This window comes from Lysinibacillus sp. CTST325, from assembly GCF_054665055.1.
Map to the genome: position 1 here is coordinate 236,162 of NZ_BAAFHO010000002.1, position 21,222 is coordinate 257,383.

Genomic DNA, 21,222 nt, shown 5'->3' on the forward strand with positions numbered 1-21,222 from the left:
AATAATTATTGTTTAATACGATATCTGGAGGTTTTATATTTGCAACTACATGCTGCCATTGATGAATTTGTTTTGTATATCGAGATTGAAAAAAATTACTCGGTTAATACAGTCACTAGTTATGAATACGATTTACAACTCTTCTTAACCTTTTATCGGATCATGGCTGTTCAACCTGTTTAAACGAGATCACCAAGACCCAAGTACGTCGCTTTATCCAATATCTATTAGGATCATTAAAACAAAAACCTCGTTCGGTGAACCGAAAAATCTCTTCCTTAAAATCGTTCACCAAATATTGTTTAATTGAACGATACCTTGCTAATGATTTTACGCACGGGATTGAATCGCCAAAGACCGATGATAAACTTCCTGTCTATATGACATTAACGGATCTAAAGTAGCTATTGGCTATTTAGAACGCGACCAATCACGTTTTTCGATGCGAAATGAGCTAATGTTTAAATTGTTAGCAACAACAGGTCTGAGACGATCTGAACTCGTTTCATTTACCTGGGAACAAGTTGATTTGGTAAATGAAACAATTCGAATTGATGGAAAAGGGAAAAAAGAACGGATATTGCCCCTTCATCCACACTTAATGCCGCTTCTGGTATCCTATAAAGCTTCTTAAAGAGCATATCAAATTTATCCATTAGAACCAGTTTTCCTAAATAAAAATCGTAAAGCATTAGATCCGCCTGGGTTACATGTAATCTTTAAAGATGTGTTTAACCCACCTACCCGCTTCACACTACATCACTTACGGCATACTATCCCCTTTTTTTAGCCGTTAAGTGCTTAGAAAAGGGAATAGTATTGTTTATAAAATTGCTTATTGGATTCGTTAAATATGTTAGCGCTTATATTCGGGCTGTTCTAAAATAATCGGATTCGGATTGCTAAGTACCCATTGCACTGCCAACTCGCAAAGTCTCGCAGGTTCCTCATCTCCATCGCCTTTGTGAAGTTCTTTCGCTAAAGTGATAGACTCCTGAAGTACAGCGGGATGTAATGGTGTACCTAAGCTAAAGTAATGGTTCAAACTTTTGAGCATTTTACGAAAATCATTATCCCAGTTGATGCCGCCGTTATCTAAAATTTCGTATGAGACTTTACCAGTAATACGAATGACCTCTCCTTGTACAGTTTGCGCATGTCCTTGCGAAGGAATTAGTAAATTCCAAAGTTCATTATGTTGCGCCTGCCAGCCCTTTGTAGATACTGTTATTGGAGACGTACCATCATGCGTTTTTCGCTTCTCTACTGGTGGAACATCAAATAGCTCATAAAGACGGGAAAGTGCCTCATCCGTTTCGTTCAAATATTCTTTATTAAAACCTTCTCTGTGAAATTCAAAGTCTTTTCCAATTCGCTTAATAGAATTTTTCATTTCCGGCGTTACAGCTATACCCGCGCTCAGAAAAATCTCAGAAACTTCTACTAGATCAACAATATTTATATTTCTACATACTGCTAAAGCTTTGTCCAAAGGCGTCTCATTCATCATATTTACCGCGCTAATATTTGCGCCTTTAGAAATCAATGTGCGCACCGCATTTGGTTTAAAAAAAGCAGCCGCAGCAAATAAAGGTGTTTCGTTTTGATAATCCAAGGCTTCTATATCTGCACCTAACTCAAGAAGCAATTCAATATTCCCCCGCCAACTTTTTGCCTGATTATGTAAAGCTGAACTTTTGTAATTGTCTCTCGCATTTATATTTGCCCCCTGTTCCACGAGCCAGCGAACCAATTCATCCGGTACATTGAAAAAACTTAAGGCTGTTGTTTTACTATAACCACCATATGCATCTAGCTCGCACTTTGTAAATACCTCTTGTAATGCCGCAATATCACCTGCTTCAATTAGTTCATTAAAATTTTTCGGTAACGTTTTTCTCTTCCTCACCAAATGTATTTTCACTCCTTACATTAGATTATTGAATATAGTTCATCATGTCATTTACCATATATATCAATCTATATTCTACCATGTTATAATTTCTTTGCTAAGAGAGTTTACAGAAAAGAGGTTACACTTATGCAACCATTTTGGGAAAATGACTATAAAGAAGATGGGTATTACGCTTTTGGTAATCCAAAATAAAGTAAAAGGTCGTTTAAACATTCGTGTTTTTTTCCTCCTCTCGGCGAGAAAGCTTTAGAGTAATTACGCTTATGACAGTATCCGTGACTCCAAGTAGGAATATGATTCATATAACTCTAACGGGCAGTATAACGTGGTATAATTTGTACGTAATAGTGATGAGGTGATCGCTTATATGGGAAACACAATAACTTTATGTGACAATTGTAATGAAAAAATTGTTGAGTCACTCTCTATGTCCAATGGCGCCACTAATGTGCTTCTCGATGTACTAGCATTAAGTGGGTCAGACATAGCATTAACAACTAGAGAGAAAGAGTTTATCGTTTGGTTGAATCAAAGAGATCAATCAGTTGTAGGGATTGGAACTGTGGGTTTTAGCATTAGTGAGATGCCTTGGACGAAAAGAGATTTTATCGAGCTAAAGAGATTTTTGTTGTCAGTTATTGATGGTGCAATTAATAAGTGTAGATGGGAAGATTTAAATTACACCCCAAATGAGTACATGGTAGTAAGGATTTTAAATCATTTATGTTTATTAATAACTAATTTTCATGAAGAATTTGTAGATGAGAGTTATTACACTTACTGGGTTACAGACGAGTCAGATGAGGAACCTACAATACCTATTGGTTTCCCAAAATGTTCGAACCATAAAGTTCTTCTATCTTGTCATGGTTGCCTATTATGCAATAATGGCATGTAGTCTTACGCTAACAGGCACGATAGTTCATTCAGGTAAAAGAAAAAGAAGGGGCTAATTGACCCTATATCGAGATTCAGTAACACGTACCGTTGCCCATCTCGATCACTCTCACAGCACACAATAAAAGTATTTCGCGTTTCCTGACTTTGCATAATCTAGGGTGAACACCTCATTGATTTTCTACAACTATAAATGTTCATAAGAAAAGCCAAGAAACGTTAATTTAACAACATTTCGTGGCTTTTTGGTGTGTTTCCAAACTATTTTATCCGACTTTAGATTGAATTTTTTTAGTGTTCTTTTTTAATCCCGTTGCAACCCCAATCATACAAAATGTTATTGCAAGAGAAGAACAATCGAAAATGCCTAGCATAACTAAATCATAAGTAAAAATGATAATAGCAAGAACTGCGATAGTGTAAAAAAAGTAAAGTAATAATTTCATAAGAAATACCTCATATATTAATATAATCCTACAGATTGTAACATTATTCCTTTTTTTGTTTCTATATCAGTCAAATAATTTCTAAACAAGTTCCAAAACGTCGTTTAGAAAGCTTTCTTCGTAGAGTCACCAAAGTCTGATTCGGGAACGTTATTAGGTTTATTTATGTATAAGTTATAAATCCTTGTTGCACTAAAGCCTCCGTTACTTTAAGTACATTGCTTTACAATCTTTAAGGAAGAATTAGCTTTTTTTGTGTTTCCAAACTACCCATAACGCACCCTGATAGATTAATAAGTTTTTAGTTTTGTCCCCATTTATTTTCAAAAATAAGATGTTCTAAAGAACGCCTTTTTTCCCAATTAGCTAACTCTAAAATGGGCTTTTCCGGGTAATTTTCAGTATAACCGATTGATATAAGAGCAATGGGATCGATGTGTGGTGGTATTTCTAAAATGTCTCTAATATCATTCTTTTTATAAAAACTTACCCACCCCATTCCAAGTCCTTCAGCACAAGCTGCTAACCACATATTTTGAATAGCACAAGCTGTTGATAATATATCTGTTTCAGGAATTGAATTTCGTCCTAATACATGGGAACCTCCTCTTGTAGGGTCACATGTAACACAAATAGTCATAGGAGCTTCTTTTAAACCCTCAATTTTTAAATCAAGGAATTTCATTTTTTTCTCCCCATCATAATGAACAGCTAATGCTCTGCTTTCTTTTTCTGCTGCCCAAGCCAATTTTTCTTTAATTTCGTCAGTGGAAATCAAAATAAAGTTCCAAGGTTGCATAAATCCTACTGAAGGTGCATGATGAGCTGCATTTAATATTCTATGTATAATGTTTTCAGGGATAGGAGTTGATAAAAAACTTCGTATATCTCTCCTATTATAAATAACTTTATAAATAGACTCTCTTTCTTCATTAGAAAACATAAATTTCTCCCCTTTTCTTTACAAAAATATTTATTTTTAATATTAACTAATTTTTCATTATTCTGCCACGTAAGTTGAAGTAAAAATACACCAAAAAGCGTGGTTTGGGTATGTTTGTCCTTATCGTTGTATCCGCATAAATCTGACTTCACCTCTTCTTACTTCGGATTAACATTCGTCAAATCGATTACCACATTTCCTTTTAGTTTCATATATGGATAATGGCATCATTAATAATAGACCGGTTTAAAGACACCTTTTGCAGATTTCACAATTGCCTTTGGCTGCTGAATCGATAGTCGTTCTAATAGCCAACGAAGCTCTTGCTGTGAGAAAGTTCATACTTCAGCATGTTATCAATTTAATGTATAAAAATGAACGAAGGATATAATTCATTAAATATTTCTATGGGATAGGAATAATTGATTGGGATGAATTATTTATTTTCCGGATTTGGCTTAATTCAGATGTAACGAAGTTTATTCGTGGAAAATGTAACAGTTTTTCAATTACATCTAACGCCGAATCTAAATCTTCATCAAAATGCGCTTTTTATACTAGAAATTCAGATTCCATCTATACTAGTATTTCTGCAATCCATCCTAGATGTTCACAAATCTATTTTACAATGTAATTCATATGTTTATTAGCAAAATCCTTTCCTTTTAACTCATAAAGTAATGGATCTTCTGGTGATTTTCCTTTAGCATATTCACAAAGTACAGCCATTTGCATCACTTACGGCATACAATCCCCTTTTCTTAGCCGTTAAGTGCTTAGAAAAGGGGATTGTATTGTTTATAAAAATGCTTATTGGATTCGTTAAAAATGTTAGCGCTTATATTCGGGCTGTTATAAAATAATCGGATTCGGATTGCTAAGTACCCATTGCACTGCCAACTCGCATAGTCTCGCAGGTTCCTCATCTCCATCGCCTTTGTGAAGTTCTTTCGCTAAAGTGATAGACTCCTGAAGTGCAGCGGGGTGTAATGGCGTACCGACAGCCCTTTATTCCTCGATTCTTTTCAATGAACCCCGCAATGGATAAGCTACTTCTATGTCTTTTTGTAAACTATTCCTTAGCGTTTGGATATAGCCTCATGAAGATTATCTCAAGGAAAATTATTAGCAGTTTAACTATTGCGAATTTGCTTATTTTTCCGGTGAATAGATAGTATTACTATTTCCATCAATAATTAACACTGATTTTCCTGGTATTGTCTTGCCTTGATAGTTAAATTCATCTTCTGAAAAATTTGCGACTACTCTTAATGCTTCACCATATTCAGTCATTTGAACGAGTCTATCATCTGATATAATTTTAAAATCTGTCATTTCTTTCGTTATTGCTTTTTTGCTAAAATTTGACCATACCTTTGAATGCCTTACAATTGTTTCTTTATGTTTTTCCCACTCATGTTTATCTATATGATATAAAGGAGGAACATTATAAAGTATCTCATACAACATTCTATTTGTTATTTCGTCTTTAAATTTTAAGGTTCCCCATCCCCACCAATGAGTTGTGATCACTGAATCGTTGTAAACCAACTTATACAATGGGATCGTGTAGTTTGAATCCAAAAATAACTTCTTGTACTTATCCTTTAGTGGTATTTGTTTAGAAAACATTTCGGGAACTCCACTATTACTCGAATAGTATCTCCCTACGTAGTACTCACTTTGTTTGTTTTTTGCCATATCCTCGTCCATCCAAGAAAATGATGGCGTTTCTATTCCATGTGCAAAGGCAATAGATTTGCTAGCAAAATCATTTCCGCCCTCAGTTCCTACTACCATATCCCATTCTTTTTGCAGATACTCCATTCTCTTAATCCTAGCCTGGATATCTTCCTTTTCAGTAGTAATATGTTCTGGCGAATAGTCATCGAAGATTTCTCCAGTGCCATCTGTGTCTAAAAACCATGAGTTAAATGCTAAGCCAGTATTTAAAATCGAAGTTACTCTTTCTTTTACACTAGGCATTGCAAGCGTCGGATTCAACTTTCTACCTGCACCTTGGAATCCTTCAATCTTTTCTCCATTTTTATTTGTTACAGTTGCATTCTCGTAAAGTGAAGCATCCTTAAACTTAGCAGTTTCCCACTTCTCTTTACCTGGTTCATGGATTGAATGATATGAATCATAGGTACCAAATAGATAGCCGAATTCTTCTCCATCTTTTACTAACTCAGGTTTAATGAATCCTTCCTGCCAATCATCCAAGCCGATCCACATATTTTCTAGCCCAGAATCCTTCATGTCCTTTATCACATCTACAGTATTAGCATCTGCCCACTTCTTTATTGGGTCAACTACATCTCCAAGTATGCTTTTTAATAATCTCTTATTTAGGTCAATTAATTCAACGGGATTTAATTTTTCTATTCCTTTGTTTAACAGCCTCTGAGTATCTTTATCTGTTTCAGTAAATACTTCCGGATTATAGAATTCATTTAGTTGCATTACTGCACTTAAGGATTTTATTATTCTTTTCTTATTGTATTTATCTACATAATCTAAGCTTTTTAAATCTTCAAAAGCTGATGAAAGCTCTGATCCATCCTCAACATTAGTAGTTAATAGCCCCTGAATCCATAATTTCAGTTTTTCGGGAAAAATGTCTCTCAGCTTTGCCCATTTAATATTTTCTTCTGAAATCACAGTTCTGTCCCAAAAATAAGCATGAGGTGCTCCATAAAGCTTTTCAATATTACTATTTTCTTTAGCCTTATCCGCCAAGCTTTTGAAGTCCCCCTGTTCAATCAAATAATTTTTATAGGTTTTTGCAACATCTACTGGATTTTTTTTCGTTAAATATATTCTGAAACCATATTCCTTCTCTTTATTAATAGTTGGAAACTCATGATTAAAAGTAAACTCAATATCGTTTTCTGTATTATAAACAATTTCACTATTATAAGGGTTTTTAATTATATATACTAGTGAAAACCCACTTTTATCAACTGCAAAAAATTGCATAGATAAAGCCTCAATTACCTTCATTTTTTCTTCACTTAAGTAATTTTTCCAAATTGAATCATTGCTTGGAATATACTTCCCTTGATTTAATGGGAGCATATATCCGTCACCTTTCACTTTTGGCCATGCAAACATGTTGTCTTCATCCTTGCTGGATTTTATGGTTACATCAACATACTTATCTTTTTTTTCGATATCAACATTAATTCCCTGTTCTGAATAGGTCCAGCTAATGTTATCTCCACTGTCTTTTAAATTTGAAACTTTCATTTTCCCCAATGGTTCAGATAATTTCTCAGTAATTCCATTGGATTCCACCTCAAGCGCAAGTGTCTCAGGATCCACACTAAAGTTAAAGTCTAAATTATTTATTTGTGGCTTACTCTCTATACCTGTATTAATTTTTTCTTTCTTACATCCCGTAAGAACGCTTGTTAATATTGCAGCAATTAACATGATTGATAGAATTTTTTTCATGTAACACACCTCCATACCTAGTGTAATATCGGTTTGTTACACGAATGTCACAAAAAAAATCTAACTTATTATTTTTTAATTCAAAAAAAAGGCAAGCCCAAATCCTTAGTAGCAAGCTCCTTATTAGAAATCTCGTCAATCAGATTTTGGTTGACCGTCACATCTTCCCTCATTCAGGGTCAGTTTAACTCAGTGACCCCTTTTATAATTTCTATTCTCAGATAAAGAATAAAGACCCAGTTCCAAAAGCCACTTCAATTATTTCCGATATGTAAAAATATTGATTGCCATTAAATTTAACTTCTGCGTTACAATCCTTGACCCTTATTACCTTTACACCTAACTCTTCTAGCGCTTCTCTGCTGCATCTGTTGGCTTAGGTTAGATTATTGTCTGACAATTGGAAGTGCAATTAATTGTTACGATGAATATTTTATTCGTCTTAAGGAGAATCTAGATTAAACGATAATTAGTATTATTTAAACGAATAATTCCCTTTTGAACGATAAATTATAGGAAGCTTTTAATAATAAGAAAGTAGTGACCAAGGTATTTATATTATGTAAACTAAAATTATTTGGCGTGGAGGAGGGCTTGAATACGTCAACTCGCCATAATTGTATATGGACAAGAATTTCCAGACAAAATATTCTCTACTTTTTGGACAAGAATGTCCATACCATTTTGTGAATTGTACTCTTTTGTACTTTTTAAAAGGATAATAAGATGTTGATTTAGAATAATGTTTGATTAAAATAGAACTACAAACGTTGATTTATCTGTTGATTTATATATAGAAGAAAAACTCACATTTTGAAAAAAGATTGTTCAAAATGTGAGTTAAACTTGTTATTAGATAGTTATTTTTTATAAATGAGTTTAATTTCACTGATTTCTGAATAGCACCTTTTTACCAGTCTTTTTTCAATGGAAGATGAAAGTCTAAGCTATAAGGGCCGTTTTTTAATTTTAATAACATTTCATGAATATCTTTGCGTTCTCTTGCATCATTCGTTTTTCCATTCAAGTCCTGTTTAGACCAAAAACTATATCCAAGCAAGTAGCTTTGCCCCATATCATCAAAACTCGAATAAACTCTTTGCAGTATTTCTGCAGCTTGTAAACATAGATCCAATGCTTCTTCTTTCGTATAGATGCCTGAAATATAGCACATGGAAGCTACATGTATAAGTCTAACTAAATCCCAAGCAAAAACCCCTTTATCGCCCATTTTTTCTTTTATAACATGACACAATTCATATCTAAATGGGTCTGCTACTTCTTTGGATTTTTTTAATTCTTCTATGTACTGTACATTCGTCTTGCCGGAAAATAATAATTCCATAACTTCATCTGCTTCTTCTCTAGATTCAATTCCCCAATCTGCTGCTATAATAGAAAATTGCTCTTCTTTAGCCCCTTCGGTAGGAACCACTCCGCCAAACAGTCCCAAATCCCTCCAAGATGCTACAGCAAAAATAGCATACGCCGCATTAAACCATTTAATTGTCTCACTTGTTTCTTTATTGCTTAATAGTGGCCTCCATTCTTGATCCAACAATTTTTCAAGCTTTTCTACATCCGTGCCTAGTAAAGATTTCGTTAAATCTAATCTCCATTCTTCTCCAATGGAATTTTTAAATAATATAACAATGCTTTTTTCGCTTAATCTGTAAGGCTCTGCGATGAAAATATTAATTATATTCTCGAAGTTTACTTTTTCGCTAATGAAGTTTTCTTTCTCACTAATACTTGGGTTGTGAAAATAGAAACCGTCATTGTAGGCGATAAAAATGATAGGTTTCCTAAAAAATCTTCTTCGCTCTAATTTAAATATCTCTTTGCTGATTACACTGGTTACCAATTCGTCATCTCCTTTTAAACTTGTTCACAAAAATCAATTGTATTTGGATCGGTTTCTATTTGTAATCAATGTTGGTATTCTAAATTACTAAATAAATAAACATTTCGTTTTAATTTATTGCTAAAAGATTCCTAACTGTTGTTACAGAAGTATCAATGGTTTATACAAAAACATCACCCGCTTATACAAAGTGAATTTCCTGAAAATATTTTATATGGATATTCTCGACCTTATTATACAAAATATAGACATTCTTGTCTCTGAATTTAAACAAGAATGTCCATATTAAAAAAATGCCATTATGTAGAATATTTATTTTCTGGACATTCTTGTCCACATACGACATGCAATTGGGAAGTTCCTTATAATTTTCATGGGAACGATAACTCTCCTTTTTTACGATGATTTAAAAGCTGAGAAAATATAATTTTCAAATCATAATTAGGTTCTCATTCACGGATAAATTCTTTGGAATCATTTTTCGGTTCAATTGAGATATTTGTAAAGCTTGCATCTTTTATAAGTACTATCTTTCCCATAAATCTTTAGGATTTTATTATATGCACCTATACTATCTCCTTTTAAAAACAGAAAATGGATTAATAAAACTGATTCTATTAATAAATTCTTTGAACTTTTAATTAGAAAATCACTTATTAAATTAATACTATAAAGCATAATATAACAAGAATATTTGATACGAATCATACATATATTGATTTTAATATTTCATTAAAACAGAAATCTATAATTATCCTAATGATGGAATAATAATATAAGCGAAAATTTTCTATAAAGATAGGATGATGACAATTATTGAAAAATCGGTTCTTGCTATGGTTATTTTACGCGTATTGTCTGGAAGTATTGAAGTAAGTGCTGGATTGTTGATGCTAAAGTTTAATAGTTTAGAAAAAGCATTCTATATTAATACAATGCTTGCTTTGGTTGGTCCAACAGTTTTAATCGTAACGACTGCAATTGCATTATTTGGACTAGCTGATAAAATTCCTGTGACGAGAATCATTTGCCTATTTACGGGAATTACACTTATTATTATTAGCTCACATATTAAGTAATAATAAAGTATTCCTAAAATAATAATAAAATTCTTCAAAAAGACATTATTATAATAGGTAGAGCTTATAGATTATGATTTTCCTATTAATGTTTCTTTGCAGTTACTAGAAATTCTACTTTGCTGTAGCGTTTGACGACGCTGCGTTTTTTTATGTATAAGTAACCTTTATCTGCACAAAATTATATTGAGTGTATCGCACGCACTTATTCGGTTGTGGCGTTGGTTGACCGTCACAACCTCCCTCATTCAGGGTCACCTTAACTCAGTGACCCTTTTATAATTTCTATTCTCAGATTGTTTATTAACATTACACTGCATCAGGTAGTTTTCTACTTGAAAAAAGAATGAATCTTTAAAGCAACTTCTTTCGACTTAACATCGATCGACAACATTTTTTCGACCTCTATCTTTGTTTTTGTCAGTGTACTCTTCATCTTCCCAGTTCCATAATCCCCTTCAAGAATATCTCCTTACTTTGTGAAACATCAGTAATAACCCAACAATCTTAGTGAAGTACTAGTATTTTTAGTAAAATAAGTAGCGATAGTTCTTCGGTCAAGACTACACGATTTTTGAGAAAAACAGCCTTTATTAGATCTTTGGTTTTACAGATAATATTCGTGTTTTACTAAATTAACGAAGTATCAAGCTGATGGACGAATAGCATTTTTGTTATTAAAACACGAACGATTTAAGTATTTTAAAGTATGATAGTACGTTAGTTGCCATCGGTTAGAATTTTTGCAAACAATCGTCTCTAACTATATATATCACTTTAATCCTCTTTCTTTCTAAACGATGCTTCTGAAGGATATTTGCTTTTGTTTTAATGTTCTATTTTAGGTTTAAGAGATTTATGTTTCATTATTCATATTGCTAATAGTAATATAAAATCTGCAGCCAAAATAATTACATTTCCAATAAGCCGAATTTTCTAAGTATAGCAACAATCTGTACGAAAAGAACATTTCTCAAAGAAGGGAAAACTGCTTCATATTTTCAGAAAGTTAATATAATATTTGCTACGTACGTAAGTATTACTTATATGAAGATTTTTTAATATTTGGCAAATATACTGTAAACGATTATTAGCACAATTTGTATGAATAATCCCCTTTTGAACGATAAATTATAGGAACCATCCGATAAAAAATTTATGAATAAGATATTTATATTATGTAAACTAAACCAATAGAATTGTATAAAAAATTAGACATTTAGTTTAAAAATAACGCTATGAGGCGTATCGAGATTCCGTTACACGTACCATTGCCCATCTCGATCGCTCTCACAGCGCACAATAAAAGCTACGGAAGAAACTTATAAAGATAGTAATTTTCAGCAACAGGTGTTTTTGCAATCTTTAATTTACAAATAGTTCGGTATTTTAGAACAATTCTAAAAGTTCTGCTATGTAACATAACTAAAGAGAAATATTACTGAGGCTCCCTATTAAAACAAAATCCTTCAAATCTTAAACAATTGAGCATTGTATATAGTATCTTCTATTTATAGCTATGCCAACTTATTAGTCCCGATATTTATCGCTTGTTGATTTAAGTTCGTTACGGTTTTAACTCCTCCAAGTACTAAATGAACGCCATCAGGTTCAAAATTTTCCAGATGATTAATCGCTTCGGAATGCCAATCAATTAATGTGGGAAACAAATATTTTCATTTGGCGGGAAGAACATGATGATCAATGGTTTATTTCCCCATTAAGGAACCACTATAAAATAGTACTACAATAAAAGCGTATTCGAAAATTTCTCGAATACGCTTCATTTAATCTTCCATCGTTTCTAAATAGCCTTGTTGTAAACATGTATCCGTCAAAAACTTCTTAAGCCCCGTAGCAAATGACAATTCAATCGTGCTACTCGTAACGGCTAATATTTCCCCTTCTCCAAAGATCACATGATTTACTTTTGAGCCAACGATTAACGCTGACTCGGTTGTAATCGTCCGTTCATTACGGTATCGCTTCAGTGCTTTACTCGGACTTTTCGGCGCTTTAATTAGCAATTCCTGGGGTGTGACGATTTGTTTTAACGCCTTCATGAAAATCGATGGCACTACACTTGTTTTAAAGCGCTTGCTATACGAAATTAATTCCAAATGGCGAATCGCACGCGTGATACCGACATAAAAGAGTCGCGTTTCTTCCTCGATTTCTTCTTCTGCCTCACTAGGTAAAATCCCCTCAATTAAGTCAATCAAATACACACGGTCAAATTCCAAGCCTTTTGAACTGTGCAATGTTGTCAGTGTTATTGCATTCAAGTCATTTTTTATATGAGACGATCGAGCTAAATTTTCAAGCTGCTTCAAACGACCCGCAAAATCGGTCATCGTCGGCGTATGACGAGCAATTATACCAAGTACATCCACAATATCTAGTAAATTTTCATAATTAAAACCGAGTTCCTCACTCATTTTCTTTAAGGTACGCTCATAACCAAAGTCATAACGGATATGCTTTAGCATGGCTGTAGGCGTCGTTTTATCAAATTGTATGCTATCATACGTTTTGCGAATTCGCTTAATATACTCAGGTTGATAATCCTTTAACTCAACATGCTCTAACAACTGTGTGAATACACAGCCATCCTCCTGCACTTTCTGTAGTGCCTTCAATTGCGTTGGTGTAATATAAGCATTCATTTTTCTAAAAACTTTTTCAAATACCGTAATATTTTTTGTATTGTACGCTAGACGCATGAAGTTCATAATATCCTCCACGACCCAATGCGTGAAAAAGCGAATTGTGGAATCTTTCATATAGAAAGGCAAACCTGCTCTGTCAAACGCGTCCATAAGCGGAATGGCTGATGTATTATTTCGATATAAAATAGCCGTTGAGCCGCGATTAGACAGATTTTTCAACTGGTCCACTAAATATTTGGCCTGTAAATTGTAATTCTCTAGGGTTTTAAACGAGATTGGCTCTGCTGCAGGGTTTTCCGTAAACATTTGTTTGTTATAACGCTTTTTATTTCGCTGAATGAATATATTGGCTGGCTCTACAATCGTTGCAGATGAACGATAGTTTTGCGTCATAAGTAAAACATGCGCCTCCGGATATATCTTTCGGAAATTCAACAAATAATCTGGCTCTGCACCGCGCCAGCTATAAATGGCCTGATCCTCATCTGCAACGACGCATAAATTTTGATGGACTGCGACGAGCTTCGCGATGATCGCATGTTGAACTGGCGATGTATCCTGACTTTCATCCGTTAAATAATAATCGTAGCGACGTTGGTACTGCGCCAAAACCTCTCGATTTTTCGTGAAAATATCATTCGCCATTAATAGCATATCATCAAAATCAATTAACAAACGGTCACTACCTGTGCGTTTATATTCCTCATAACGCTTTAAAATCTCGACTTTTCTTGGTACCTTTACTTCTACACTTGCCCATTCCTGTTCAGGCAGCATTTTATTTTTGATAAACGTTATGTACGTTAGTAACTCGTCTAACTGATCTTCGGTAATTTTTGAGCCATTTAATTGTTCAAAAATCTCGCGAAGCACTCGTTTTTTTGAAACAACACCAGGCTTATCCGATTCTTCAATGACCCCGTAAGAAATGCCCTGACGTTCAAGTGTCTGCCGCACAACTTGAAATGCTAAACTATGAATCGTCGAAAAATCAACCGGTGGCAAATGCGGAAAAAACTTTGCAAAACGTGCCTTCATATCATTTGCCGATGCCTTACTAAACGTGACAGCCTTTATGCGAGAAGGATTCACACCAAGCGCCTCAATCATATAGCCAATACGCATAATAATCGTCGTCGTTTTTCCTGAACCGGGAGATGCCAATAGTAACAGTGGGCCATTCGTTTGCAACACCGCCTGCGTCTGCACATCATTTAGACGTACGCCAAGTGAACGCTCCTTTTCCTCAAAATACGCTTTTTGCGCTACATTCATATCAATCGCTCCGTTCTAAAAAATCTACACTGTATTATACCAAATGATGAGGATTCATCCGAGGAAAGCCGCACAATATTAAGGCGAAGAAAGAATAAAGGTAAGCGTCAAATAGCGCCCACCTGTTGTTTAGGGGACGCTACTGTAATTTAAATCATTAAAGATAGTCAGAATCCTCTCTGATCTGAGCATGAGCGTATCTAACGCCGCGGTGTCCTGCAAATTGATTAATGGTAGTTGCTCTAGCATATTGAATAGCTATTTTACAATCCAATATGGATCAAAGTTGTTTTTTTGATATAACTGTCCAAGGTACTTAAAAGTGGCATACATCTGTATTAAATATGAGATTTTATACATAAGTCCATTACATTTATCGGATCAAGATACTTAGTTCATTGGGCTTCCTCGTCGGCCGAGGGACCGTAGATGCCCGGCACCGGAATATCAAGTAGGCGCAAGTATACCCCGAGCTGCGCCCTGTGGTGGACCATGTGGTTTAATCCGAAGGTGCGTAACGCAATTGCTCGTGGCTCACGGCGGATGATATGGTCACCGTGGCGCAGCGTCCATTCCTCACCGAGCGTTTTCTCGTCACATTCAGCTAGCAAATTTTTCAATTTGCCGAGGTTTGCGTCAAACTCATCCAGAATGTCAGATTGTTTTTCCAAAGACTGCCGTCGCAGCGGCACGGTCGAAAGATCAAACTCAGGGTACTGAAGAATTGCAATTTGCCAGTTCAGCAAGTTAATCAGGTGCGTGGCCAGCTCGCCAAGCGTCATTGATTTTTCATGTGGTCTCCATGACATATGCTTATGGGGTAAGCGTTCCAGAATGCAACGCGTAGTAGCCAATTCATGCGTTGCGTCACCGACGATCAATCGTTTAACCATAAATGCCTCTCCTCCTTATGGTTAGCATACTATAAATTCCATTCGAGTAGAAAGCTCTCAGGTTAACGGACTATGATATTGAGCTATTTCACCCTAACTTAAGTACAATCACTTTTTTCTCAGCCATTCCAGCTATTTATTAAAACAAATTCGACCATTGTTCTATTTTGTAAATTCCTGTTCTTAAATCTTATGTATTTATTCTTTAATAAACATGTATCGTGATTCAGTAACAACCAGCTAAGTTTATCTCTCTTAGGAATAATTTTTATAAATATTGGACAAATCTACATTAAACGAATAATTTCCTTTTGCATGATAAATTATAGGAACCATCCGATAATTAGAATGTAGTGACCAAGGTATCAATATTATGTAAACTAAAATTATTTTGCGGGAGGAGGCCTGGATCGTAAAATACTCATATGTACATGGACATATTGTATATGGTCAAGAAATATCAAAAAGCATAAGCTTTTTACGCCTACGCTTTTCCAAAAAATAATGTTAAGATAACGTTGTTATTCTTTTACAAGCTATTTTTGCTGCTGGAATTTGAACACCAGCACCAAGTGCTGCATCTACTGATTCTCCCCAAGAACCACTACTAGCCTTTATTTCTTTCCCTGCTGTCAAAACTCCCTCTGCTACAATTTCAACACAATCATAATAGTCTGGATTAGGATTACTTTCAAGATACTGTGCAGCTAATTCGTCTGCTTTCTTTTGTATTGAAAGTCGACCTTGTTCAGCCAATGAACTAAAAACACTCTCAGCTTGCCCACCAAAATGTACTATTTCGTCGTTAATGTCTTGACCAGTACGATGTATTTCTCCCATTTCAGATGACATATATAGTCCTCCAAATCCTTGAAATTTGAACTTTTTAAGTTCACAAATATTTTATCCAACTGAGATTGATCTTATCCATCGACAACTATTTCTTATTGTTTAATGACTTTTAGGTTGTCTGTAGATTCATGTCCACGTACAATATGTACTTTGATGTCAAAAAAGCTTAGACTTTAATGTCTTCTTTTATTCCTCAATTAAAATTGTTAATCTTCTTTTTTAGCTGATAATTCTCACGAATGTTTTTAATTGAATTTACTAATTTTCACAATAACGCTATAAAGTGAATCGAGATTGAGTAACACATACAGTTGCCCATCTAAATCGCTCTCACAGCGCATAATAAAAGCCATCCGTGTTTTACGGATGACATGGAATTAAAATTTAAATGAGATCTGGTTTTATTCAATAAGATTGTGGTTCTCTCAAATGTTTTTACTATAATAAATAAGAAGAATCCATTTTAAAATGGATTCTTCTTATTCAAATGTGCAGTTTAGTTTTTTTAGAAAAATTGAAATATCGTATGCTTCTATATCTTCTTTTAAGAAAGTGTATATATTTTCTTATATACTTGTATTAATCTAATGAAAGTTCCCTATATATGTGTTTATGCTACGGCTCTCGAATCGATTTTCTGTTTCCGTTTGTTCTTGTTTCTTTTCTTATACCACCACATATAGACTCCAGTGAACATCAGTATAGTTGGAGTAAGACCACCGATAGCATACAAAATTTTAGTAAATAAACCACCAAAACTACCGGTATGTAATGGTAGGTGCCATGTTTGATATATAAGCCCACTTTTTACATGTGGATCTAGCTTGCCCACTACTTTTCCGCTATACTGATCTAACCATACTTTTACATTTCCATTGCCTGGATCATATGAATTGCTAATACGAAATTCCACTGCGCCTTCTTGGTTTCCACTTTCCACCTTTTTGGGCATTCTAACTTGCATAAGTGTTCCCTGAGGTACTTCTTTTTCAGCCATACTGAACAATTCATCAAGTGGAAGCTTACCACTCGGAAGGGCTTTTGAAATAAGCTGCTCTTCTGGAGGCATCACCTTTGCTTTTGCACCAAACCAACCAAAAATCATGTCATCATACGCAAAAAGTGCTCCTGTTAATGAAACAACCAATAAAAACGGAATGGAAACTCCACCAATGACTTTATGTAGATCATATTGCCGTACATAACGGTTGGCATTACGTCTTACAATAAACCCACGTGCCCATTTTTTAATCCCTGGCCACCATAAATATAATCCTGATAATGTAATGAAAAAGAAAATAAATCCAATCATACCGATGATTTGCTCACCATTGAAATCTTTTAACAGCAACTTTTCATGAAACTCCATTATTTGGTTAAATATTGCTTTATCCCCTAATGTTCCATTTATGTATCCTGTTCCTGGATCTACAAATATGTTTAGTTGTTCTTCTCCTTCTTTAAGGCGGAATAAATAAACTCCTTGAGCTTTAGGTTCACTTGGCGTGTATACCCGATCAATTTGACCTTTTGGATGTGCTTCTGAAACAACCTGCAAGGCTTCCTGGTACGTAACTTTTTTACCTTCCGTTATTTTATACAAATTAGGATGCAGCATCCCGTTTAATTCAGGTTCAAAGACTAGCAAACTTCCTGTTAAGCCAATGAGCACTATAAAAACCCCTGCTATCATACTAAGCCATAAATGAATTTTTGAGATGATTCTACGTGTTTTAATAAAAATGCCTTCTTTCCAAAAGTAATATGAAATTATGATTGTAGTCAATAATATAAAAGAGAATGATTATCATTGTCAATGAAAAATATTAAAAATATGCTAATATATTTTTAAAATTTATATTTATTAGTTATAAATGTTCAAATAACCAATTGTTGATTTGGTAAATTAGTATTAACATATGCGTTTTCATTAGGTTGGATATACTTAGTCAACAAAATCGTTCTCTTAGTACATTCCTTTTTCTTCAAGTTATAGTTTATATAGATTTACGGAAATTAATTTTTTTGTTAGGTGATATTGACCTTTCTAACTTTGGTGAGCCATTGCTATCTATTCGATTTTGTAAAAGGTCAAATGCTTTAAGGACTAGCTTTAAATCGAACTTTTGAAATGTTACATTTTACATAGAAAAAAAACCATACCCGATTGGATATGGCCTATTCCTTTTGTTAACATTATTTTTAACCTATCATCCTTTTTTTAGACGGCTCATTATACAAAGGCAATAACGGCTCAACATTCGTTCTAATTGTCTTTCTATTTATTCTTTTAATCGTTGTCGGCGCTACTTTCATGTATTAATCTAAAGAGCCTTAGTTAGTACCACTTACAAATAGCGAGAATAATATATAAAGCTTATTTAGCCTTATATGACCATTCATTAATGGTCATTTTTACAAGAGTGACTTTTTTTCATTAAAACTCATGATAAAATCGAAAAAATTTTTAAAAAATTAAGTAGATGATTATCGCAATCCAAATTGTAAATTTTACATATTATAAATTATAGAAAGGAGGGTAATCATTATGTCTGAATATTATGGTAGTGGCACAGGTTCAGCATTTGCGTTAATTGTTGTTCTATTCATTCTTTTAATTATTGTCGGCGCTACTTTCATGACTAAAGGTTATTAATACCTAACACCGCCTCTAATGCTCATAACTATTGTAAGGTAATACTAATAAAACCTTTCACCTTCAAATAAGTACTAAGGGTCACAATCCTCCGGTGACCCTTTTAATATTCTCCTCTTTTAATGTCATACTCAATCTCCTAAGACATAATAAAAAGCCACACTTAATGTGACTTTGTTTATAGTTCCCTTTATTATCTTTAATTGTATCTATTTCTTTTTAACACAACTCATTGTCAGCTTTTGTGTTTATCTATCTAAACTTTAGATTTTTTAGCTTCATGAAATTTGTTAGTGATTACTTTTTCAATGGATTCGTATTTAGTAATTACGGTTGTTATTATTGTTAATTTTGGAACTGTAAAGTACATTATTACAGCAGAAGTAATACCAATAAAAGCACCAACAAGAACATCTAATGGGTAATGAACTCCCACCCAAATACGTGAAACTCCAACTAATACCGCTAACAAAACCCAGACAATCCATTTTCCTTTTTTAAACAACCAAAATGACATACAGAATGAAAAAAATAATATGGTATGATCGCTAGGAAAAGAATTATTTATTGCTTTATCTATTAACTGATTAGTATTTGAAAGTACCGCAAATGGTTGTTGATTAAAATGCAATAATCCTGCTAATTTTCCAATAATCTCAGCCAAGATGAAAGCCATACCTGCGCTAATGAGCATTACTTTGTTTTCACTATTTTTAGTAAACCAGTACAATATAACAAAAATAGCTAAGCATAAAACAGTATATTCAGCAATAATAATCATTGGTAAATTGGTGAATGGCAACTCTTTCCCTAGATTATTAATTATTCTGAATAAGTTAATATTTATTTCCGATATATTCAATATACTCTCTCTCCCTTGATCTTTATATATCTAGGATAAGAAAAGAGATATCAATGAACCATCGTTTAAGATGACATAAAAGAGTATAATCTAACATTATTGTCACTTTGACACAAAATTTAGCTAATGAACTTTAGGGCAAGCGTCTTTTATTCTAGAATTTGTTCTATCCATTCCTGCTCCCCTCTCTAAATTTAAGCATTGAAAAGGATACAATCGTATTGCAAGCTAAACTAAATTTTCTTTCACATAACTTTTACTTGGTTGTAATGTCTGCTAAATAATTCAAAAAGTTTAGGATAGAACGATGTTACTGACAACATTCTATTTTTTATTACGAATAACTACTTTTTCTTCTTCTCTTTCCCATTTAATTTGAATAGGTACACTATTAGGAAGGGCATCACACGGTCCACCGCAGTTTACATGAATTTCAAATTCCTCTTGATTTTTAAATTCGCCATCGCCAAATGTTGGGTTGTGTGAAGATTCATATATTTCATATTTAAAATTTAATGGTTTATTCCCTTCTCCAATATAAGAGATGATATAGTTCCTGTTGCTATCCATTTCGCTTACCATTTTTACATACCAATTATCACTTTTTCCTTCAAAATATTGTTTTTTAAATTCTGACTGACTTGTTTTTTTTTCATTTATACAAGCACCAAGTATCATCATTAATACAAGACATCCAACCAGCAATAAAATTTTCTTAATGTCTACTCCAAAAGAATGGCTATTCATAATTGGCCTTCACCCTTCCTGATGAGAGAAATAAGTACTATTAATGGCTCTGTGCTGTATGAAAAGCAGCTTTGCAATAAGGTCAACTAAATATTTTCTTTCGTTCTACTTACTGTAAAAATTTCTATTTCAAATGAATAACTACATTTCTTTATTTATATGTCAAGCATACGTCGTTTAAAATCCCAAAACAGAAAGTTAACACAATGTTTTCAACTTATGTATGTATATCTACAACAGCTATTTAACTTTTTAGAACGCTACTAAACACGTTTTTCTATACGAAATGAGATACAACAGGTCTTAGACGATCTGAACTCGTTTCATTAACCTGGGAACAAGTTGATATGGTTAATGAAACGATTCAAATTGATGGAAAAGGTGAAAAAGAACGTATATTGCCCCTTCATGCACACTTCATCCCGCTTCTGGTATCCTATAAAACTTTTTTAAGAGCATATCAAATTTATCAATTAGAACCTGTTTTCCTAAATAAATATCGTAAAGCATTAGATCCGCTGTTGAAAAAAGCAGGCCTCTCACCTACCCGCTTCACGCTACATACTCATGTTGAGTTTGAACAGAAAAAGAAGTAATTGATTCTTTTTGAATATAAATAAGAGCTAATTACCCAATTATGGGTAGTTAGCTCTTATGAAAATTTC

At 33.8% G+C, this 21,222-nt stretch carries 17 protein-coding genes and 1 pseudogene; 7 read left to right on the forward strand and 11 right to left on the reverse strand.

The window, feature by feature from the left end:
- The first annotated feature begins 72 nt into the window (after positions 1 to 72).
- Positions 73 to 404, forward strand: a pseudogene (locus ACYQ73_RS06590) (site-specific integrase).
- A 53-nt stretch (positions 405 to 457) separates the two neighbouring features.
- On the forward strand, positions 458 to 634 hold the full coding sequence (locus tag ACYQ73_RS06595; protein ID WP_460011739.1) for a tyrosine-type recombinase/integrase: 177 nt from the start codon (positions 458 to 460) through the stop codon (positions 632 to 634).
- Between the two features lie 222 nt (positions 635 to 856).
- On the opposite strand, the gene ACYQ73_RS06600 is transcribed toward ACYQ73_RS06595, so the two are convergent.
- Complete coding sequence (locus tag ACYQ73_RS06600) at positions 857 to 1,912, reverse strand: ankyrin repeat domain-containing protein (protein WP_460011740.1); 1,056 nt, start codon at positions 1,910 to 1,912, stop codon at positions 857 to 859.
- A 430-nt stretch (positions 1,913 to 2,342) separates the two neighbouring features.
- On the opposite strand from ACYQ73_RS06600, the gene ACYQ73_RS06605 reads away from it, so the two are divergent.
- Complete coding sequence (locus tag ACYQ73_RS06605) at positions 2,343 to 2,813, forward strand: hypothetical protein (protein ID WP_460011741.1); 471 nt, start codon at positions 2,343 to 2,345, stop codon at positions 2,811 to 2,813.
- A gap of 265 nt (positions 2,814 to 3,078) precedes the next feature.
- On the opposite strand, the gene ACYQ73_RS06610 is transcribed toward ACYQ73_RS06605, so the two are convergent.
- The 4 genes from ACYQ73_RS06610 to ACYQ73_RS06625 form a co-directional block, all read right to left on the reverse strand.
- Positions 3,079 to 3,258 carry a hypothetical protein gene (locus tag ACYQ73_RS06610; protein ID WP_460011742.1) on the reverse strand — a complete coding sequence of 60 codons (180 nt, stop codon included), beginning with the start codon at positions 3,256 to 3,258 and terminating at the stop codon, positions 3,079 to 3,081.
- A gap of 301 nt (positions 3,259 to 3,559) precedes the next feature.
- Positions 3,560 to 4,201: a 5,6-dimethylbenzimidazole synthase gene (gene bluB / locus ACYQ73_RS06615; protein ID WP_460011743.1), complete on the reverse strand. Its 642-nt coding sequence runs from the start codon at positions 4,199 to 4,201 to the stop codon at positions 3,560 to 3,562.
- A gap of 1,152 nt (positions 4,202 to 5,353) precedes the next feature.
- Positions 5,354 to 7,660: a glycoside hydrolase gene (locus ACYQ73_RS06620; protein WP_460011744.1), complete on the reverse strand. Its 2,307-nt coding sequence runs from the start codon at positions 7,658 to 7,660 to the stop codon at positions 5,354 to 5,356.
- Between the two features lie 910 nt (positions 7,661 to 8,570).
- On the reverse strand, positions 8,571 to 9,524 hold the full coding sequence (locus tag ACYQ73_RS06625) for a DUF1266 domain-containing protein (protein ID WP_460011745.1): 954 nt from the start codon (positions 9,522 to 9,524) through the stop codon (positions 8,571 to 8,573).
- An 803-nt stretch (positions 9,525 to 10,327) separates the two neighbouring features.
- Here ACYQ73_RS06625 and ACYQ73_RS06630 point away from each other — a divergent pair.
- Positions 10,328 to 10,603, forward strand: a complete 276-nt coding sequence (locus ACYQ73_RS06630) for a YqhV family protein (RefSeq protein ID WP_460011746.1) — start codon at positions 10,328 to 10,330, stop codon at positions 10,601 to 10,603.
- 1,787 nt (positions 10,604 to 12,390) lie between these two features.
- On the opposite strand, the gene ACYQ73_RS06635 is transcribed toward ACYQ73_RS06630, so the two are convergent.
- The 4 genes from ACYQ73_RS06635 to ACYQ73_RS06650 all read right to left on the reverse strand — a co-directional run bounded on the left by ACYQ73_RS06635 (position 12,391) and on the right by ACYQ73_RS06650 (position 18,078).
- The gene (locus tag ACYQ73_RS06635) at positions 12,391 to 14,547 is read right to left on the reverse strand and encodes an ATP-dependent helicase (protein ID WP_460011747.1); all 2,157 of its coding nucleotides are present in this window, start codon (positions 14,545 to 14,547) and stop codon (positions 12,391 to 12,393) included.
- A 395-nt stretch (positions 14,548 to 14,942) separates the two neighbouring features.
- On the reverse strand, positions 14,943 to 15,440 hold the full coding sequence (locus ACYQ73_RS06640; protein ID WP_460011748.1) for a DinB family protein: 498 nt from the start codon (positions 15,438 to 15,440) through the stop codon (positions 14,943 to 14,945).
- A gap of 507 nt (positions 15,441 to 15,947) precedes the next feature.
- Positions 15,948 to 16,292: a hypothetical protein gene (locus ACYQ73_RS06645; protein WP_460011749.1), complete on the reverse strand. Its 345-nt coding sequence runs from the start codon at positions 16,290 to 16,292 to the stop codon at positions 15,948 to 15,950.
- Positions 16,293 to 16,902: 610 nt separating this feature from the next.
- Entirely contained in the window at positions 16,903 to 18,078 is a 1,176-nt protein-coding gene (locus ACYQ73_RS06650; RefSeq protein ID WP_460011750.1) for a PepSY-associated TM helix domain-containing protein, read from the reverse strand.
- Between the two features lie 423 nt (positions 18,079 to 18,501).
- On the opposite strand from ACYQ73_RS06650, the gene ACYQ73_RS06655 reads away from it, so the two are divergent.
- Positions 18,502 to 18,615 carry a YjcZ family sporulation protein gene (locus tag ACYQ73_RS06655; RefSeq protein WP_460012310.1) on the forward strand — a complete coding sequence of 38 codons (114 nt, stop codon included), beginning with the start codon at positions 18,502 to 18,504 and terminating at the stop codon, positions 18,613 to 18,615.
- Between the two features lie 225 nt (positions 18,616 to 18,840).
- On the forward strand, positions 18,841 to 18,948 hold the full coding sequence (locus ACYQ73_RS06660; protein WP_376070299.1) for a YjcZ family sporulation protein: 108 nt from the start codon (positions 18,841 to 18,843) through the stop codon (positions 18,946 to 18,948).
- A 256-nt stretch (positions 18,949 to 19,204) separates the two neighbouring features.
- Here the strand turns inward: ACYQ73_RS06660 and ACYQ73_RS06665 are convergent, their stop codons facing one another.
- Both ACYQ73_RS06665 and ACYQ73_RS06670 read right to left on the reverse strand, forming a co-directional pair.
- Positions 19,205 to 19,810, reverse strand: coding sequence for an undecaprenyl-diphosphatase (locus tag ACYQ73_RS06665; RefSeq protein ID WP_460011751.1), 606 nt, complete (start codon positions 19,808 to 19,810; stop codon positions 19,205 to 19,207).
- A 324-nt stretch (positions 19,811 to 20,134) separates the two neighbouring features.
- A complete protein-coding gene (locus tag ACYQ73_RS06670) occupies positions 20,135 to 20,557 on the reverse strand; it encodes a hypothetical protein (protein WP_460011752.1) in 423 nt (140 codons plus the stop codon).
- Between the two features lie 347 nt (positions 20,558 to 20,904).
- Between ACYQ73_RS06670 and ACYQ73_RS06675 the strand changes: the two genes are divergently transcribed.
- Positions 20,905 to 21,153 carry a hypothetical protein gene (locus tag ACYQ73_RS06675; RefSeq protein ID WP_460011753.1) on the forward strand — a complete coding sequence of 83 codons (249 nt, stop codon included), beginning with the start codon at positions 20,905 to 20,907 and terminating at the stop codon, positions 21,151 to 21,153.
- Positions 21,154 to 21,222: the final 69 nt, after the last annotated feature.